This is a genomic window from Vibrio sp. AK197, assembly GCF_053903115.1.
Genome location: NZ_CP096429.1, coordinates 1048475 through 1067651, shown reverse-complemented (window position 1 = coordinate 1067651; position 19177 = coordinate 1048475). Strand labels below are relative to the sequence as shown.

Annotated in this window: 15 protein-coding genes; 9 read left to right on the top strand and 6 right to left on the bottom strand. The window is 44.6% G+C overall.

Going from position 1 to position 19177, the window contains the following annotated elements; genetic code table 11:
• Positions 1-552 precede the first annotated feature (552 nt).
• From dgcN to M1D72_RS04740, 3 genes are read left to right on the top strand one after another with little or no spacing between them, the layout of a single operon-like run.
• Complete coding sequence (dgcN, locus tag M1D72_RS04750; RefSeq protein WP_390194217.1) at positions 553-1557, top strand: N-acetyltransferase DgcN; 1005 nt, start codon at positions 553-555, stop codon at positions 1555-1557.
• Complete coding sequence (gene dgcA / locus M1D72_RS04745) at positions 1557-2531, top strand: N-acetyl-D-Glu racemase DgcA (protein WP_456294718.1); 975 nt, start codon at positions 1557-1559, stop codon at positions 2529-2531. Before dgcN ends, dgcA begins: the two co-directional genes overlap by 1 nt.
• A 10-nt stretch (positions 2532-2541) precedes the next feature.
• A complete protein-coding gene (locus tag M1D72_RS04740; protein ID WP_456294717.1) occupies positions 2542-3399 on the top strand; it encodes a D-amino-acid transaminase in 858 nt (285 codons plus the stop codon).
• Positions 3400-3497: 98 nt separating this feature from the next.
• Here the strand turns inward: M1D72_RS04740 and M1D72_RS04735 are convergent, their stop codons facing one another.
• Complete coding sequence (locus tag M1D72_RS04735) at positions 3498-3995, bottom strand: acyl-CoA thioesterase (protein ID WP_456294716.1); 498 nt, start codon at positions 3993-3995, stop codon at positions 3498-3500.
• A gap of 512 nt (positions 3996-4507) precedes the next feature.
• Here M1D72_RS04735 and M1D72_RS04730 point away from each other — a divergent pair.
• The 5 genes from M1D72_RS04730 (at position 4508) to speB (ending at position 12174) form a co-directional block, all read left to right on the top strand.
• Positions 4508-5743, top strand: a complete 1236-nt coding sequence (locus M1D72_RS04730; protein WP_456294715.1) for a M20 family metallo-hydrolase — start codon at positions 4508-4510, stop codon at positions 5741-5743.
• Positions 5744-5752: 9 nt separating this feature from the next.
• Entirely contained in the window at positions 5753-7084 is a 1332-nt protein-coding gene (locus M1D72_RS04725; protein ID WP_456294714.1) for an NCS2 family permease, read from the top strand.
• 8 nt (positions 7085-7092) lie between these two features.
• Positions 7093-8883 (top strand): adenine deaminase, encoded by a 1791-nt coding sequence (ade, locus tag M1D72_RS04720; RefSeq protein WP_456294713.1) that lies wholly within the window; start codon positions 7093-7095, stop codon positions 8881-8883.
• A 429-nt stretch (positions 8884-9312) separates the two neighbouring features.
• Positions 9313-11226, top strand: coding sequence for an arginine decarboxylase (speA, locus tag M1D72_RS04715; protein ID WP_456294712.1), 1914 nt, complete (start codon positions 9313-9315; stop codon positions 11224-11226).
• Entirely contained in the window at positions 11227-12174 is a 948-nt protein-coding gene (gene speB / locus M1D72_RS04710) for an agmatinase (protein ID WP_456294711.1), read from the top strand.
• A gap of 59 nt (positions 12175-12233) precedes the next feature.
• Here the strand turns inward: speB and M1D72_RS04705 are convergent, their stop codons facing one another.
• The 4 genes from M1D72_RS04705 to M1D72_RS04690 all read right to left on the bottom strand — a co-directional run bounded on the left by M1D72_RS04705 (position 12234) and on the right by M1D72_RS04690 (position 15553).
• The gene (locus M1D72_RS04705; protein WP_456294710.1) at positions 12234-13121 is read right to left on the bottom strand and encodes a hypothetical protein; all 888 of its coding nucleotides are present in this window, start codon (positions 13119-13121) and stop codon (positions 12234-12236) included.
• 683 nt (positions 13122-13804) lie between these two features.
• The gene (locus M1D72_RS04700; RefSeq protein ID WP_390194229.1) at positions 13805-14023 is read right to left on the bottom strand and encodes a hypothetical protein; all 219 of its coding nucleotides are present in this window, start codon (positions 14021-14023) and stop codon (positions 13805-13807) included.
• Between the two features lie 64 nt (positions 14024-14087).
• The gene (locus M1D72_RS04695) at positions 14088-15122 is read right to left on the bottom strand and encodes a porin (protein WP_456294709.1); all 1035 of its coding nucleotides are present in this window, start codon (positions 15120-15122) and stop codon (positions 14088-14090) included.
• Complete coding sequence (locus M1D72_RS04690) at positions 15119-15553, bottom strand: type 2 periplasmic-binding domain-containing protein (protein WP_390194231.1); 435 nt, start codon at positions 15551-15553, stop codon at positions 15119-15121. The genes M1D72_RS04695 and M1D72_RS04690 overlap by 4 nt, the downstream gene beginning before the upstream one ends.
• A gap of 117 nt (positions 15554-15670) precedes the next feature.
• On the opposite strand from M1D72_RS04690, the gene M1D72_RS04685 reads away from it, so the two are divergent.
• Complete coding sequence (locus M1D72_RS04685; RefSeq protein ID WP_456294708.1) at positions 15671-18337, top strand: ATP-binding protein; 2667 nt, start codon at positions 15671-15673, stop codon at positions 18335-18337.
• Here the strand turns inward: M1D72_RS04685 and M1D72_RS04680 are convergent.
• Complete coding sequence (locus M1D72_RS04680; RefSeq protein ID WP_390194233.1) at positions 18320-18772, bottom strand: dCMP deaminase family protein; 453 nt, start codon at positions 18770-18772, stop codon at positions 18320-18322. The two genes, M1D72_RS04685 and M1D72_RS04680, sit on opposite strands and share 18 nt — an antisense overlap.
• Positions 18773-19177 lie beyond the last annotated feature (405 nt).

Here is a 19177-nt window from a genome sequence, read left to right as displayed (position 1 = left end):
GGTAAATTTTTACCAAAGAGTCAAACTTTTCCACTTAAAACCGATCCGTTAATCCAAGTTAATGGGATTAAAGCCCCAAAATAAAGCAATTTTGCTCAGTGTTGGTGCACAAAAGACGCATGTCGCCGCAAAGAGCACGATTGAAATGTAAATTTTTCTCATATAGAACGAGCTAGATCACAAAATATGATTATCTATTTTACTTCATTTAAATGGCATAAGGTTCTTATCATTTTTTGTGGTTATATTTTAGATTTTCCGCTCAAAGAAAGCGCTTATAAAACAATCATCCGAATTCACTTGTTATTACATTCTTCTTTATCTATATATAAAACAAATTAAAGCATTTAATAAAAATAACCATAAATGAATTGTTATGCATTTATATGTAATTTATCGCATTTAAATTCAATTTAATTGATTTTTGTAATGTAAATTTGAATATTTCCTCACTAAATTAGGAGTTGTTGTCACGGATTTTGCTCTGTAATTTAGTTCAAGCGTTGATATTTATAGCTGGCACGATGTCGCCTTTTTATGGAGTAAAACAAGATGGAACTGAAACAGCCTTATTTGTTATTTTTGGGTGATGCTGCTGATGCATTGGCCGCGAAAGTTGCGCAAGGGATTAAAACTTGGCGTCCAGAGTACTGTGTGGGTCAACTGCGGCTTGATGGCTGTAATGCTGATGTTGGTCTTGAGGACATGAACATTGCGCAAGCGGCGGAAGCGGGAGCGAAAACATTAGTGATTGGTGTGGCAAACCGTGGCGGTGTCATTTCTCAAGAATGGGTGTCTGTGTTAATTGAAGCGCTTGAGGCTGGGATGGATATCGCAGCAGGCTTACACAATAAGCTTGTCGACATTCCTGAACTGGTCGCGTGCGCAGAAAAAAATGGCCGCAGCTTATTTGACGTTCGCTACCCAACTCAAACCTATCCCGTTGCGAATGGGAAAAAACGGGCAGGGAAACGTGTATTGACTGTGGGTACTGATTGCTCGGTTGGCAAGATGTACACCTCTTTAGCGATTGAAAAAGAGATGAAAGTGCGGGGCGTCGATGCGGATTTTCGCGCAACAGGGCAAACCGGTATTTTGATCACTGGGGCTGGTGTCAGTGCAGACTGCGTGGTGTCAGATTTTGTCTCAGGTGCGATTGAAACCATTTCTCCTGAAAATGCGCCTGAGCATTGGGATGTTATCGAAGGGCAAGGTTCGCTATTTCATGCCTCTTTTGCAGGCGTGACCACCGGCCTTATTCATGGCTCTCAAGCCGATGCTCTGGTGCTGTGCCATGAACCGACTCGCACCCACATGCGTGGCTTACCAGATTACCCCTTACCTGAGCTGAAAGAGTGCATGGCCGCGAACATCGCGACAGGAAAACTCACCAATCCCAACGTTCAGTTTGTTGGCGTGTCGATTAATACTTCAGGGCTTTCTGAAAGTGAAGCGCTTGATTATATGGATAAAGTGGAGTCAGAGATTGGACTTCCTGTGGTTGACCCATTCCGTCAAGGCGTTTCACGAATTGTCGACAAATTGCTGGAGCTGTAATGAAGGTTACCGTCAATACCCAGAGTTGGCCGATTCGTGGCAGTTTTACTATTTCTCGAGGGAGTAAAACTCACGCGGAAACCATCGTGGTGGAGATTGAACACCAAGGCATGATCGGTCGTGGAGAATGTGTTCCCTACGGCCGCTACGGTGAATCGATCGATAGTGTTAAGGCTGAGATTGAAAGTGTTATCGCTCAAGTTGAATCAGGAATTAACCGTGATCAGTTGCAACCACTGCTCCCTTCCGGCGCGGCTCGCAACGCATTGGATTGTGCTTTGTGGGATCTTGAGTGTAAGCAGGGGAGTGCATCGATTTGGGATAAGCTTAATATCAGCGCAGAGCCTTTGATTACGGCTTATACTTTGTCGCTTGATACCCCTGATAATATGGAAAAAACGGCGATCGACAATGCACATCGTCCTCTGCTGAAGCTCAAGTTAGGTGGTCCGGACGATCTTAAGCGCGTTCAGGCAGTGCGTCGTGGTGCGCCAAACGCGACCATCATTTTGGATGCTAATGAAGCGTGGACAAAAGAGGTTTATCTGCAGCTTATTCCTGAGTTAATCAAATTGAATGTTGCGATGATCGAGCAACCTTTTCACGCCGATGAGCACCATGTATTAGATGAGCTTGAAAGGCCGATTCCTATTTGCGCCGATGAGTCATGCCATGACCGCCAGAGCCTTGATCAAGTCATTGGTCGATATGACATGATTAATATCAAGCTCGATAAAACCGGCGGATTGACTGAAGCCTTGGCGCTCAAAGAGCAAGCTGAGCAAGCAGGGTTGAGAATCATGGTCGGTTGTATGGTGTCCTCATCGTTAAGTATGGCGCCTGCTTTTGTGGTGGCGCAAGGAGCCGAAGTCGTGGACCTCGATGGGCCATTACTTTTGAGCAAAGATATCGAACACGGCTTTGAATTTGATAATAATTCGATGCTGCCTTTCCACAGTCAATTGTGGGGATAAGGGGAAAATAATGGAACGTATTGTCTATCTCAATGGAGAGTATCTGGCTGAAAGTGAAGCAAAGATTTCAGTGTTTGATCGAGGTTTCCTATTTGCGGACGCCGTGTATGAAGTGACGGCTGTATTGGATGGTAAACTGATTGACCACCAAGGTCATTTGGCTCGTCTGGAGCGCTCTTCAAAAGAGCTTGATATTAAGATGCCAGTATCCGGTGATGAGTTGATGGATATTCAGCGTCAACTGATTGAGAAAAATGGTATACAGGAAGGCGGTATCTACTTGCAGTTAACGCGTGGTGATGAAGGTGACCGTGATTTCTCATACAGTGATGATATTGAACCGACCTTAGTCTTGTTTACTCAAGCGCGTAGTTTAATTGAGAGCCCAAAAACGCAGACCGGTATCAAGGTGATTTCTTTTGACGATATCCGCTGGCGACGCCGCGATATCAAAACCACCAGTTTACTGCCTGCCTGCATGGCGAAACATGCCGCGCACGCTGCTGGCGCTGAAGACGTATGGCTTATTGAAGAAGGGTTTGTCACCGAAGGCGGTTCAAGTAATGCGTACATTGTCACTCATGACAATGTTCTGGTTACGCGCCCATTGAGTAACGATATTCTGCATGGTATCACTCGCGCGTCACTGATGACGTTAGCGCAAGAAATGAACCTAACTGTTGAAGAGCGCTTATTCACGATTGATGAAGCCTATCAAGCCAAAGAAGCGTTTATTAGTTCGGCAACCACGTTTGTGTGGCCTGTGGTCGCGATTGACGATAAGCCGATTGCTGATGGCAAGCCGGGTGACATCGCTCTTAAACTGCGAGACATTTACATTAAAACCGCCCGTGAATTGGCCGTTTAATTGTTAGCTAAGCCGTAAAAAAACACCCGCCTCGTGCGGGTGTTTTTCTATCATCCTTCGGTTCTTAAGTACTCTCGGTTTTTAGGTACTCTCGGTTTTCAAGTATCATCGGTTTTTAGGTACTTAACGTGAGCTTCCATTTCTTCACCAATCTCTTGGCGCATTTCCATCAACCGAACGGCCGAATTACGCAAAGCAATATCTTCTTCGGTTTCTGGCACCCACTCGGGAACGGCGGTGGGTTTGCCGTTTTCATCAACCGCAACCATGATCACGATGCAGTGCGTGGTTAAGCGGTTTTGGGGCTCTTTCGGATCGCTGGCCTGAACATCGATCGCGATATGCATTGAGCTTGTTCCGGTATACACGACTTTTGCATTCACTTCGACCAAGTTACCGACCAAAATGGGAGAGACGAAGCGAATTCCACCTGCGTAAGCGGTAATGCAGTACTTTCCACTCCACGAGGCGGAGCAGGCATACGCTGCCAAATCTATCCACTTCATCACCGCGCCACCATGGACTTTACCGCCAAAATTCACATCCGTCGGCTCGGCTAAAAAACGTAACGTAAGTTCCCTTTGACCACGACTCATCGGCCTTTCTCCTCGGTATGTAGACAGATACGGTATTATTATTGATTGTTAAAAAAGTGTATCACGCTTTGTCATCAAACATAGGCAAATTAATGCTCAAACAATACCTCAACCTTGCTCAAGTTCACGATTAAATGAGTAGTAGCACGATATCAACGCTAGACGAATGTGATGGAGATCGCTAGAATCGGGAACCGGTTACAACTTTAGGTTAGTGAGCATAACAAACGATTTGCTTATGTCAGTGGGTTGTAACTTAACGGATGACGCCTTTTGTAAAATCATCACTGTACTGTAAGGATAGCAATGTACATGACTTCGTATTTCTTTCTCCCAAGTCAAGTGTCGAATCACACCACACAGACGGCTTCGTTTTCACATCGAGCCGTGTTTTGTCGTTAAGATGTTGCCCTTTACCATCGCCGCAGTCAGGAACGCAGCGCGTTCATTCACCCTTGTTTTTTCTTTAGAAAAAAAGCAAACGTTTACTTATTACTTTTTCAGGTTTACTTATGGATGCTAATGGCTTTTCTATCGGCAAATTTATTGACGATATGGCGCAATTTTCTACAACAACCGAGGGGGTTACTCGCTTTCCATGCACTGCAGAATCGTTAAAAGCGAGAGCGTACCTTTTGTCGGTGATGACCGAACTTGGATTAAATGCTTACATCGACAATGTGGGCAACGTTCGTGGTCGACGACCAGGGCGTGTCGAGGCAGAAAAAGCGCTCGTGTTTGGTTCGCATTATGATTCGGTGCGTCAAGCAGGCAAATATGATGGGTTAGCCGGCATCGCGTGCAGCCTTAAAATGATTGATGATTTGAATCGTCAGAATATTGTAACTCGCTTCCCGATTGAAGTTATTGCTCTGGAAGCCGAGGAGGGGTGTGACTTCAAAAGCCCATTTATTGGCAGTAAAGCGGTGACAGGTCACTTTGAGTTGAACGATCTTCAGCAGTTAAAAAATATCGCGGGTGTCGATTATGTCAGTGCTTGCGAACAAAATGGATTGCAGCCTCGTCATCTCGAGCACCAGCAATACACGGCGAATAACACTCGAGCCTTTATTGAACTTCACATTGAACAAGCCGCAAGGCTGGATGAACTAGGCGTCGCCCTTGGTATTGTTAGTGCAATCAGCGCATTAAAACGAATTCGCCTGTCTTTTTTTGGTCAGGCAAATCATGCGGGTGCAACGCCGATGTCCCAACGTGCGGACGCGATGGTCGCGGCGGCAGGGTTTATTTATCAAATCCCTCAACTGTTATCTGACCATATCACTGACAGCGCCACCATTACGGCCGGTCATATCACCTGTTTACCGAATCGAGCCAATATCATTCCTGCGGTCGCTCATCTAGAAATTGATGTTCGAGATGTGTCCGATGCGGCATTAGATCAATTGCATCAGTCGATTGTTACGTGTTGTGAAACGGTAGCTGAGCAGCAAGGTTTGAGATTTGAAACCGAGCTTCTTGGCGAAGGACCTGCTGTTAGCATGGATGAGAGTATCCAACAGCATTTGTGGAAGGCCAGTGAAGACATTGATACTCATGCGGTTCCAATTCACAGTGGTGCCGGGCACGATGCGGGTATTTTCGCGCGAGTTTGCCCTGTTGGAATGGTGTTTGTGCCAAGCGTTAAGGGATTTAGCCACAACCCAGAAGAATACACAGCCATTGAGCACCTTGAAATGGGCGCTCGGTTGCTGACTCAATATATCATTAATACTCAAGAACAATAGGACGTTGTGATGTTCACTCAAGTGGAAGATAAAAAGGCCACATTAACCGATAAGCTCGATGGCCGTTTTCAATTTACTCAAAAAGGATCCTCACTCAAGACCGAGTTGATGGCTGGTGTCACCACTTTTATGGCAATGGCTTATATCCTGATTGTCCATCCATCGTTTATGCGCGTGGCGGGAATGGATGTGGCCGCAGTGACGGTGGCCGTCGCGTTGTTTTCTGCACTCGGCTGCTTTGCCATGGGTTATTTTACTAACTTGCCGTTTGCGATTGCGCCAGCGATGGGTGGCAACGCGTTTTTCGCGTTTACACTGGTTGCGCAAGGTGTTGTTAATTGGCAGACGGCAATGGGGATGGTGTTCATCTCTGGGATCGCATTTATCATATTGACGTTTCTTGGTTTGCGAGAGTTAGTTGTCCGTATGATGCCAACCAACATCAAAATTGCGATTGGCGCGGCAGTTGGGTTGTTTATTGCTCAGCTCGGCTTTAAAAGCGGCGGCTTGATGGTGATTGGTGATGGTTCTATTTCGCTTGGCAGCATGAGTGACAATACCGCGTTACTAACCATGCTTGGATTGGCGTTATCGTTTGGTTTCGCTGCCCGCAAATTTAATAGCGGCTTGTTATTATCGATTGCCATTGTAACGATTGTCGGTATTCCGCTTGGAATGACCAAACTGCCAGAACAACTGGTTTCTATCCCACCAACGCTCGCGCCAATTACTTTTCAATTGGATATCTTAGACGCACTGCAGTTTGGCTATATTTCTTTTATCTTCACATTTTTTGTCGGCGATTTTTTCTCTACGCTAGGGACGTTACTCGGTGTCTCTGAAAAGGCAGGCTTCCTCGATAAAGAGGGCAATCTGCCTAATATTCATCGTCCGTTTTGGGTTGATTCATTGGCGACCACTATCGGTTCATTGTTTGGCTTAACCACGCTCACCACGTACATTGAGTCGGCGGCGGGGGTTGAAGCCGGAGGACGGACAGGTTTAACCGCTATCGCGACGGGCTTATGCTTCTTGCTGTGTATTTTCCTCACGCCGCTGATCGTGATTATTCCTGCGTTTGCTACCGCACCTGTATTGATTTTACTGGGTCTTTCTATGTTAACTTGCGTTAAACGTTTGGATTTTGACGATGTGACTGAGTTTTTACCCGCATTTGCGACCATCGTATTTTGCGCTTACACCTCAAGTATTTCTAACGGTATTAGTATGGGTATCCTTTCTTATATCGCGGTGAAGCTGCTTGCTGGGCGTTATCGTGATATTCATCCGGGCTTGTATGTACTGGCACTACCACTGATTTATTTCTTTGCGATGAAGTAAGGAGAAGCATGAGACTGAATCCTAATGACATGTCTGCGTTAGTCGCCGCTTCGATGGGGAGAAAACCTGTAGACACGCTTATTACCAATGTGCAGATCGTTAACCTGTTTAGCGGCGAAATTCACTCCGGCCAAGTGGGTTTATACGATGGCTTTATTGCCTACGTGGATATGGATCCAGACAATCTATCGCGAGAATCCTTTGAACGAAACGCGCTTGAAGTCATTGATGGTGAAGGACGCTATTTGATTCCTGGGTTGATTGATGCGCACTTGCACATTGAAAGTACCATGATGACGCCCAAAAACTTTGCCAAAGCGGTACTTCCATGGGGCACGACAACGGTAGTGACAGACCCACATGAAATTGGCAACGTTATGGGGGCCAATGGTGTGAAATACATGGCGCAAAATAGTGCGGACATGCCTATTCGTAACTTGGTATTAGCGCCGTCTTGTGTTCCCGCTTTGCCAGGGATGGAGTCTGCAGGCGCCTCGTTCTCTGAGCAAGATGTCATGTCGCTTTACCATGACGAAAACATATTTGGTATTGGCGAAGTGATGGACTTTCTTGGTGTGCTGGATCAAGACGAGCGTATGTCGCCTATCCTCAAGCAGTCTACCGGACAATCCGCTTATATTCAGGGGCATGCGCCTAATATGTCTGGGCAAAAGCTTAACGCTTACTTGTGTACTGGACCGAGTAATGATCACGAATGCCGTTCAGGGCAAGAGGCCAAAGACAAGCTCCGCCTTGGTATGTATGTCTATGCGCGAGAAAGTTCTATGTCACGCAACGTCAAAGACATCGTCGAGGCGGTTAAGGATTTCAAGTTCCACGATTATCTATGTTTGTGTAGTGATGATAAAGAGGCCGCGGACATTTTAGAGCATGGGCATATGAACCATGTGGTTAAAGTGGCGATTGAAGCGGGGCTGGATCCGATTACTGCAATTCGTTGTGCTACGTTACATACCGCAAAAGATTTGGGTATTAGCAACTTAGGTGCGATTGCTCCTGGGTATGTTGCTGATTTATTGTTGGTCGATGACTTAAATGACCCTCGCCCTGAGCGTGTCTTTAGTCAGGGACAGTTGGTTGCCAAAAATGGCAATTATATTGGGCCCTTTACTGATGAAAAACACGCCATCGAAGAGGTGGATACCACCGCGGATATTCCGGATTTTACCCCAGAGATGTTGACGATTACGCCAAACATCGAGCATGGGCATGTGATGGTGAACGTCATCCATTATTTGCGCCCCAATGCCTCGCTCACTGAATGGCGTCAGGTGTCGATTCCAGTAAAAAATGGAAGATTGGTGCTACCAGAAGGCCACCAGTTTGTCATGGTGCAAAATCGTTACGGGAAGACGGAGCAGCGAACGGTTGCCGTGGTGAGTGGGTCAGGTCTTGAGCAAGGGGCGATCGCCGCCACCGTCTCTCACGACAGTCATAATCTGACGGTAATGTTTGATACCCCTGAGAATGCGATCGCCGCCATTGAGCAAGTGAAACGCATGCAAGGTGGAATTGCTTGCGCCAACGATGGGAAGGTCGTCGACGGCTTAGCGCTTCCGGTCGCTGGATTAATGTCGACACTCGATTGTCACGCGTTAGCCAACGAGGGTGAGAGAATGAAGCAGTCGGTGCTGTCACTCGGATTTCGAGAGGCGGTCAATCCACTGTTACGTATCGCAACGATTGCCTTGCCGGTGGTACCGAAAGCTAAGCTTTCAGACAAAGGCTTAATTGACGTTGAGCGAAAGGCGTTTGTTCCTCTTTTTGTCAGCGAATAAACACCATTGACACTAATAAAAAGCCGAAGGCGCTTATTGCCCCTTCGGCTTTTTGCTTGTTTGTTACCCACCATCGCTGTTTCTTCTTTCCTCTCTTTTTACCGTTCAACGCTTGCTGGAACGTGTCATCCTCGCCTTTGTTCATCGGCTTTATTTTTGACCGAACGCTGTTGGTTGGTGATAAATGGTTGATGTCGAGACGACAAATTTAATTCATTAGACTCCCAGGGCGTTTTGTCGGTTAATGCGCCTGATTTCGAGGCTATAGAACCGCGGTTTTTAGAGCTTAGAACTTACTCAAACTGTTGAATTCGTGGCCGTTTATTTAACAAAACGGCCACGCATAATTATCCTGATGACGATGATCAGGCGGCATTCTTACAGGTCTTTTGCTATACCCTATACAAAGACACTACCTCGGACAAATACGTGGAAAATCAATCTAAACTCGACAACGTACGCGCAGATTATAATGTTCATTACTGGAGCCAAGGCTTTTACGGTATTAATGACAATGGGGAAATGTATGTCTCACCCAGAAGTGATAGAGAACACCCGACCTCGCTGCCTCATATTGTCAAACAGATCGAAGCGCAAGGGTTGAATTTACCCGTTTTGGTCCGTTTTCCACAAATACTGCATCAGCGTGTTCATAATATTTGTGATGCGTTTAACAAAGCGATCGAAGAATACCAATATCCAAATAAATACCTGTTGGTCTACCCGATCAAAGTCAATCAGCAGCGCGAAGTCGTGGATGAAATTCTTGCTAGCCAAGCCCAGCTTGAGACTAAACAACTGGGTTTGGAGGCGGGCAGTAAACCAGAGTTGCTAGCTGTGCTGGCGATGGCGCAAAAGGCCAGCTCAGTGATTGTGTGTAACGGTTATAAAGACCGAGAGTACATGCGGTTGGCGTTGATTGGTGAAAAGCTTGGCCACAACGTGTTTGTGGTACTTGAAAAAATGTCTGAGCTCGACATCGTTTTGAAAGAAGCCAAAAGTTTAGGTGTGAAGCCTCGGTTTGGTATTCGTATTCGTCTTGCGTCACAAGGTGCAGGTAAGTGGCAATCCAGTGGTGGTGAAAAGTCGAAATTCGGTTTATCTGCTTCACAAGTTCTTGATGTAATGAGGCGTTTACGTAAAGAAGATTTATTAGATTCACTGCAGTTGGTTCATTTTCACTTAGGGTCGCAAATGGCCAACATTCGTGATGTTCGCAATGGCGTGAATGAATCGGCGCGTTTCTATTGTGAACTTCGTGATATGGGCGCGCACATTGCCTATTTCGACATTGGTGGTGGTTTAGCGGTTGATTACGACGGCACGCGCAGTCAATCGCCGAACTCGATGAATTACGGACTGATTGAATATGCGCGTAATATCGTCACTACAGTGGGTGATGTTTGCCAGCAATATGGGCAAGAGATGCCCACAATCATTTCAGAGTCCGGACGTTCACTAACAGCGCATCACGCGGTATTGATCACTAATGTGATTGGTACAGAAACTTACTATCCTGAGTTGGTGTGTGAGCCGACTGAATGGCAAGAAAGCTACTTATTGCAGAATATGTGGGCAAGTTGGGAAGCACTGCAAAACGGCAGTGATGCTCGAGCATTGATTGAAATTTATAACGATACGCAAAGCGATCTCGCTGAAGTGCACTCGCATTTTTCAACTGGCATGATGAACTTAGAGCAGCGCGCATGGGCAGAACAACTTTCGCTACGTATTTACCATGAACTCGCGCGGCAAATGAACACCAAAAACCGCTTTCATCGTCCGATCATGGATGAATTGAGCGAGCGTTTAGCCGATAAGTTCTTTATTAATTTCTCCTTGTTCCAATCTCTACCGGATGCTTGGGGCATTGACCAAGTTTTTCCTGTGATGCCATTGTCGGGACTAGAAAGGCTAGAAGAACGTCGTGCGGTTATGCTCGATATCACTTGTGATTCTGATGGCGTTGTCGAGCAATATGTGGAAGGCCAGGGGATTGAGAAAACCTTACCGGTACCGGCATGGACAAAAGATGAAGAGTACTGGATGGGCTTTTTCCTTGTGGGCGCTTATCAAGAAATTCTGGGTGATATGCATAATCTGTTTGGTGACACGCACAGTGTGGTTGTCAATATCAATGATCAAGGTGAGTCTGAACTGGCCTTGATTAATGAGGGGGATACTGTCGAAGACATGATGCGCTATGTACATATTGATGTGGATAATATTCGTGAGCACTACCGCGAATTGGTGGCGCTGCGCGTTGAAGAGAGTGAGCGAGAAAATATTCTTGCTGAGCTTGAGCAGGGCCTGACAGGCTACACGTATTTAGAGGACTTCTAAATGAATGATTTGTTTACAAAAACTGATTATTCTCTCTATTCCAATGCGATGACCTTCTTACGTCAGCCGTATTTACGCGATCCGCGAGACAGTGATGCAGACTTGGTGATTTTAGGGGTGCCTCTTGATATGGCAACATCCGGGCGCTCTGGAGCCAGAATGGGCCCAGATGCCATTCGAAAAGCATCGGTTAATTTGGCTTGGGAAGGTAAGAAATTTCCTTGGGAGTTTAATTTGCTCTCTCGTGCCAAGTTGATAGATGCAGGGGATCTGGTATTTGATTGTGGTGATGCTGAAGATTTTACTTATCGCTTGGAAGCGGCAACCAGTGAGATTTTAAAGTCAGGTAAAACGCTACTCGCTTTGGGCGGAGATCATTTTATCACGCTGCCCATTTTGCGTGCTTATGCCAAACACCATGGTGAAATGGCGTTGGTCCACTTTGATGCTCACACCGATACTTATCCAAATGGAAGCGCATACGATCATGGTACGATGTTTTATCATGCGCCGAATGAGGGGTTAATCTCGCCTCGGCACTCGGTACAGATTGGTATTCGAACCGAATATGCCGCGCATCGCCATGAATTTAATGTCATCAATGCGATGCAAGCGAATGATAAACCCGTTGATGAAATTATTGCTGAAATTAAGAGGATTACAGCTGGAAAACCCGTGTACGTGACCTTTGATATTGACTGCCTTGATCCAAGTTATGCTCCCGGCACAGGGACCCCGGTATGTGGTGGGCTAAGTTCTGACAAAGTACTCAAAATTATTCGCGGTTTGGCAGGAATGGACATTGTCGGAATGGATGTCGTTGAGGTATCACCACCTTACGATCAAAGTGAAGTAACAGCCTTGGCGGGGGCGACTATCGCGCTGGAATTGATGTACGCTTGGGCCTATGACCGAGAATCATTAAAGCAAGATTTAGACGATGAATAGCGCTTATTGAGCGTAGATGAATAAAAAGGGGAGTCATTGAGGCTCCCCTTGTTTGAATTCTAAGATAATAGGTCGTCGTGTTGAATCAGCAAGGTATATTCACCGTCATCGACCGTCACCAAATCGAAAGTGTCAACATCGAAGCCATGTTGTTCTAAATATGCACTGTGCTCTGCATCAACTGCTTGCGTTGTATAATTAAGCGCGCTGGAAAAGTCGACATCAATATTGGTGATGATTAAGCCAACATCATTGTCTGAATTATTGTCGAGTATATCCTTAGTGATCGATAGTGTTGAGTTGAAGCCCGTTCCTTTTACCATTTCAAATCCACTGAATGTTACGTTGTTACTGCCATTGGTGATTAAAACATCAAACCCGTCACCGCCTTCTGCGATACGTTCTTGATAACTTTTATAGGAAGACGATAACGTCGAAATATCAAGCTGATCGTCTCCGGTGCCTAAATTAATATCAAAGCGAGTGTATTGAGAACCTTGTATATTTGCCAAAGTGACTGAGTCATTGCCTTCACCAGTATCAATAGTAAATTTATTACTCCAACCGCTACTGTTACTGTATACACCAATAAAAATGGAATCATCGGAATCAACACCTGAGGTGTCAATGTTTCCCCGTTTTGTATTTAATAATTCGATATGAGAAAAACCGAGGTCAGATTGATTGTGAATATCTAAATCAATAATATTATCGATAGTAATAGCTTCATAATTTCCATAGACTTTTGCTTCTTTATAGTTCTTATTATTCCACGTGTCAGATTGGATTTGGACACTATCAAAAGAGATACCTGAAAAGGTTTCATAAGGGTAAACGGTGATACCATCGTCATTAAAATATCCGCTGATAAGTGCACCGTTGTCGGCGGTTAAATTCTCAGAAGAACCTGTACCATCATGGTTGGATGTACCAATAATAACACTCATTGTGAATTCCTTTTATTGTCGATTTGCTAAGCGTATACAACATCGCTTGAACGAGTTGGACTCTACTTTTTATAAACAAAGGCTTGATCAGCGCTATACCGACGACACATTCTCAAAGTGATCAGCTGATAAGCGAGGGATAAGCTTATACAAGTCTGCTACATATTTGTTATGTGAATGTCTGAATTGGTCATTTTTTGGTACTGCATTTGATTTTAATTTATAAGTTTAATGCAATGAGTAAAATAGAGACAAAAGAATAATAAATGCTGAAAGGTAAAAACTAGAAATTAGTTTATTTATCAGTAGAGTGTTAATTCAAAAATGACACATATTTCATTTATTAACTCGCCAATGTTATCTCTGTTGGAGAAAGAATTCGTTTGCTCATAATGAAGTTAGTTGATGAGTTTATTGATATATCGGAATAATGGAATTTTTATTATCAACAAACTAGAACAAAAAAATGTAATGGAAGATTTTTTTCTGAAGTAGTTCTTATGTCAGGATAAAGTTAGCTCATGGGATCTCAATAGCAGTTTTACTTATAATTTACGTGTTAGTTTGGACCCGCCATCGCCTATTATTGCTGAGAGCAGTGAAGATTAACCAAAAAAATACCGACAAGAGTTGCAGGTCCTCTTGCCGGTATATACGTGAAACGTGTTTTTTGTCTTAATTGTTTATCGCTGCATAGACGCTTGTTGTTGATCCGTAACATCTTGGTATTCTCCCTCTATAACGTCATGCTCTGAACGTCGTGTATTTTTAAACTTAGAGGCGAGTACGGCACGCCCAGTTAGAAGAGCAATCACACCCAGCGGAACGATAAATAGCAAACCGACGATAAAGGTCACGATAGTGACCATCAGGGTAACGATGGAAATCAAAATTTGTTTCATGGCTTTCCTCCTATTTATGAACAGCGTAACAAACCGCTATGAACATAAGATGAACCGCAAAAGGTCAAAATGTGAGAGATAAACCAAGCGACAGCACATTAACGTCGGTATCAAAGGGGGCCGATGGATCTTGTGGCATCGTAAATTGCCCACTGATGAGTTCTGGACGTCCTTCAATTCGTTGCCATTCTGCATACAGGCTGATGTTATAGGCAACGGCATAGTTAATCCCCAATGTATAGCTCTCAGTATCTCGGCGACGACGACTTTGCCCGTAGACAACATACGGAGTAAATGCTTGCCAATTATAATCCGCGCTGGCGTACCAGTTTGAATGCAAATTTTCGGTTAGTAGCAGTTCTGATTGAAGGTGCCAATTATTGTAGGTGTAGCTAAAGCCAGTTGAAAAAATGTTGAACGACAAATCACGCCGTAATGAATTGGCGAACGTTTGTTCAACATCAACATGCACAATTGCGGCATGTACTTGATTATCTTCAATATACCAGTTACCAGCCAGCCCGAAACCATCAGTTAATCGAATATGAAAGCGTTGACCAAATTGGTCGATTTTTTCTTCGACAGGACGAGAGTAATAAGGTGAGAGCACAAATTGGCCGAAGTGCTGGGTCTCGTATGACCAATCGATCCCAATCCCTTCATAATGCGTTACTCCAAGCGAGCTATCATAAACTTCATTGGGTAAATGCAACCAAGGGTAAGCACCACTCACGTAGTAGTACTCGGACATAATAAACAGCGGAGTGCGTAAGCGACCGAGCTTAAATTTAAAGTTATTAGTGAGATACTCGACAAACGCTCGCTCGAGCTTTGGATCTGAAAAATGGTCTTGGGGCCGCTTAATGACTTGCACCGCAGAGCGCAGCCCTGGCGATATTTGCCATTCAAGCTGAATACCTAATGTGGTATCGCAGTCAAAACACCATTCATCAACTAAATCGCGATTTTGACCCACAGGCGTGGTGCTGTCGCTTCGCGCCGTGGTCGCAGATCCAAAACCGCTAATTCGCAGATCTTCGGCTACGTTGGCAAAGACCACATTCGGAAATAAGCTGATGGCAATCAGGTACTTGATCATAACTCGCCTTTCTCGTTTAAGGTGTAAAGGATGTTCACATCACTAGGCGTTAGTGATTTTGGGAAATAGGCTACGCCGTTGGGGTTCTCGCTTAGCCACTGAAGTACTTGTTGTAGATCATCGTCGTGCAGTTCATAAGGTGCGGCGGTCTTACCTGAAAAACTTTGCCGGGCCCATATAACGTTCATTTGATTCGGGGTTTTATTGAGAAGTTCGGAGTAAAAAGCTTGGCGCGTAGGAGAGTGATCGGGCAAGTCCACCAGTTTGACGGGAATACCATTTAGGTGAGAGATTCGACCTCGATAGAGCATTTTTACCTGATTACTGCGCAGTGGTTCAATGTGGTTATTTTTGGTAATAACCACAAAGTGTTCTGCAAAAGCGATGTGGCAAATAAAGAGAAAGCCAAATGCTAGACAGATGCGTACCAAGCTGTCCCCTTACTAACGTTGATAACAGAAATCATTCTAATTGATGAGTTTGTGAACAAATATTGTCTACTATTAACACTAGGCTAATTGATGTGTTAATCAAGGAGACGAATAGGAATGCGAGCAATCTCATGGATCGCGCTTGGGCAGTTATCGATTAAAACGCGTCTAATGCTTCTTTGTCTGATCCCCGCCGCTGTGATCATTGGATTCAGTGGCAACCTTGCATTTACTGTCGGCGAGCGTTTACATCAATTTGAGTTGATATCTGCAAAAGCGCGGTTATTGGATGGTCTCTCGCAGTTCGCCGGTGAAACACATGAAACCCTCAATCGGCAGTTGGTGGGGGAGAGTATTCAACAGCAAATGGTCACAACGCAAGCGAAACTGTCGGCGTTACAAACGGTTCTTCGCTCATCTAAAGGTGTGATTGATGATGAGCGCTATGAGAGGTTGTTTCTCGATATTCAGGGCTTAGAAAACACGCTCAATGAACTTCATGGTGTGAAGAGTAATGAAGTCATCGAAGTCGGTCAGTTTTTCAACGAGCAGCTCTATGACACTTATATTGATGTTTACCATTTGTCGGGAATTGCGACCAGTAAAGAAGTCAATCGCTTGGATTTGCAGCTATCGAATCTCTATTGGCTTTATTTCTGGATGGAAAAAGAAGCTTGGCTAATCGAACAAGCTCAGCAGCTAGACTGGCAGTATCAGGATTATATTGCTGACTATTTTCAAATTCGTGACCGAGAGCAACTCCACCTAGAACAATTTATTAATCAAGAACTTGAAGATCGATATCTCAATCAAATTGTTGAGCTATTTTCGAGTGTCCCTTTTCGCCGCGCGATGCAAGTGAGAGAAAGTCTATCCAACCCTCAGGTGACCCCACAACAGCTGGCGTTAGCATCCAATGCAGTAACGGTGCGTAATCAGTTAGTGAAACAGCAAATGATGGTGTTTTCTAATCAGTTTCAGGAACGATTACAAACCCTCATTGCTACCGAGAAGAAAGAGTTACTTTTGATCGCGGCGATCAATGTCGTACTCCTAACCTTTATGGTGACATGGGGCACGTCAACATTGTACCGAATCAACTCAAAGCTAAAACGTATTTTGAATTCCATGAGCCATCTTAGCAGCGACAGCGGAAAAGCACTTATTGAAGTTGATGGGAGTGATGAATTTACGGATTTTGCGCATAAACTTAACCAAGTGATTCAAGAGCTGATTCACTATGAGCAACAGTTAGTCAGTGCGAAAGAGCAGGCTGAGGGCGCCAACCGAACGAAAAGTATGTTTTTGGCCAATATGTCGCATGAAATTCGAACGCCACTCAATGCAATAGTCGGTATCACCGAAATCCTCGCAGATGGCGAATTGACACACAGCCAGCGTGAATTGATTGGGGATATTGATGCCTCTTCACAATCTCTTTTAGTCTTAATTAACGATATCCTCGACTTGTCTAAAATTGAGTCTGGCAATTTAGTGTTAACTCCCCACGAGACTCAAATTCATAATGTGGTTTTTGAAACCGTCAATATGGTGAATAGTAAAGCACTCAAAAATCAAAATGAGCTGTTTATTGAATTGAAACCCACGCTCCCTCCTTGGGTTAAATTGGATGAATTTCGCTTTAAACAAGTGCTGATGAACTTGCTCAGCAATGCGGTTAAGTTTACTCATGAAGGGTTTGTCTCGATTGCGGTATCTCACCATCGTAAAGAGGAGCAAGATTATATTCATTGCTGCATCACCGATTCAGGCGTTGGAATCGAAAGTGACAAACTGGAGTCCATCTTTTCCCCATTTACTCAAGAAGATGGCAGTATCACGCGTCGATATGGCGGGACTGGACTCGGGCTGACTATTTGTAAGCAAATTGTCGATTTGATGGGGGGACAAATAACGGTCGAATCACGGCGTGGTCTAGGCAGTAGTTTCATGGTTACGATTCCAGTTGAACTGGCTGGCGAGAACCACTCTAGACCGCATTACTCGCTGAAGGTACTCATGGTGGTAAATGGATCAAAGCATCAGCATTTAGTGATTGAAGAGTGTCAGCGACTCGGATTGAACGTTAAGGTGACGAAAACGGTTGAGGAGGCGACAGCCAGTCATGACCCAGTGGACGCCGTATTTTATTTTAAAACTCAGCAGGCGTTGGGAACGCGTCGGGAATTTGAAATGTTGCATCAGCACTACCCGCAAGCACAAATGGTACTGTTTCAACACCATTTGATAGCCTCTCATGAACTCGATGAGTGGGTGACCGCGTCGATCACATTACCGGTTTTAGGCGCGCGATTTGAGTCATTAATTCATATGCTCGAACACTCTGCCATGTCAGAGAAAGCATTGACTTTAGTGGGCGACAAAGCCATAGATGACGCTAAACAGAGCCTAGTGTTAATTGTTGAAGATAATTTGATGAATCAAAAAATCGCCAGTTTTTTCCTGAGTAAAATTGGTCTGGAATATGAGATTGCCGGTAACGGGCAGGAAGCGTTGGATATGGTGTGTAAGCATCGTCACTACAGTGCGATTCTCATGGATTGCATGATGCCATTGATGGATGGTTTAACGGCAACACGTAAAATTCGTGAGTGGGAACAGCAGCATAATAAGCCAAGAACACCGATTATTGCATTAACAGCCAGTGTGCTGGAAGAAGAAATAAAAAGCTGCTACGACTCTGGCATGGATGCTTATTTACCCAAACCCTATAAATCTCAGCAGCTCTTTGAGACCTTGCAGCGTTTAAGCGTCGCTGTTTAGTTCGCTCAGCGGTAGCCAATTAACCGTTACGCCTGCTTGTAAAAACATGTCTTGGCTGACCTGAATTTTATCTCCCCAACGGGAGAGAAAGTCTGGAGTCTGCTCTGGGCAATGTACACCTGAAATACCTGTTTGAATGATCTTGGCTGCGCAATTGGGGCATGGAAAATGGGTCACCCAAATCTCACATCCGTCCAAATCACGTTTAGCAAAGAGAATCGCGTTCTCTTCGGCATGCAGAGTTTTCAGGTACTTCATTTCGCGATCATCTATTTCCGCACTATCGGAAATTCCGTGTGGGTAACCATTAAACCCGACGGAGACAATTCGATTCTGCTTGGTGATCACAGCGCCGACTTGCGTTGAGGGATCTTTACTCCAAGACCCAACAAGCTCTGCCATTTGGTAGAAGCGCTTTGCCCATTTTGAATTCATTGTTTGGTTCCTCAAAGAGAAATAATTGGTGTGTTTTTAGTAACCTATGCGGCTTAATACACTAGTTTATAAGCTCAGTAGCGAAAGAAAAAGTCATAACTGTGTTTCAGCTTCGCGAATTTGGTTGTTGCACTCGGTTGACCTTTCGATCGTATCGATAACCGATATGATAAAGAATCATATACGTTATTGAATAAGATAAGAAAGTGGATTTGAGGGCAACAAATAAAAAAGCCAATCACAAAAGGGTGATTGGCATAGATAAGTGTGAACAAGTTTGGTTCACTAACAACGTCAGTTGGCTAGGTGACCCTCGGCTTAATAAGGGTCAATCTAACTAAAGCACTATATGTGCCAACTTTCAGAGTGTTAAATTGCCCATATTTTATGCACTTTTGGGGCTGG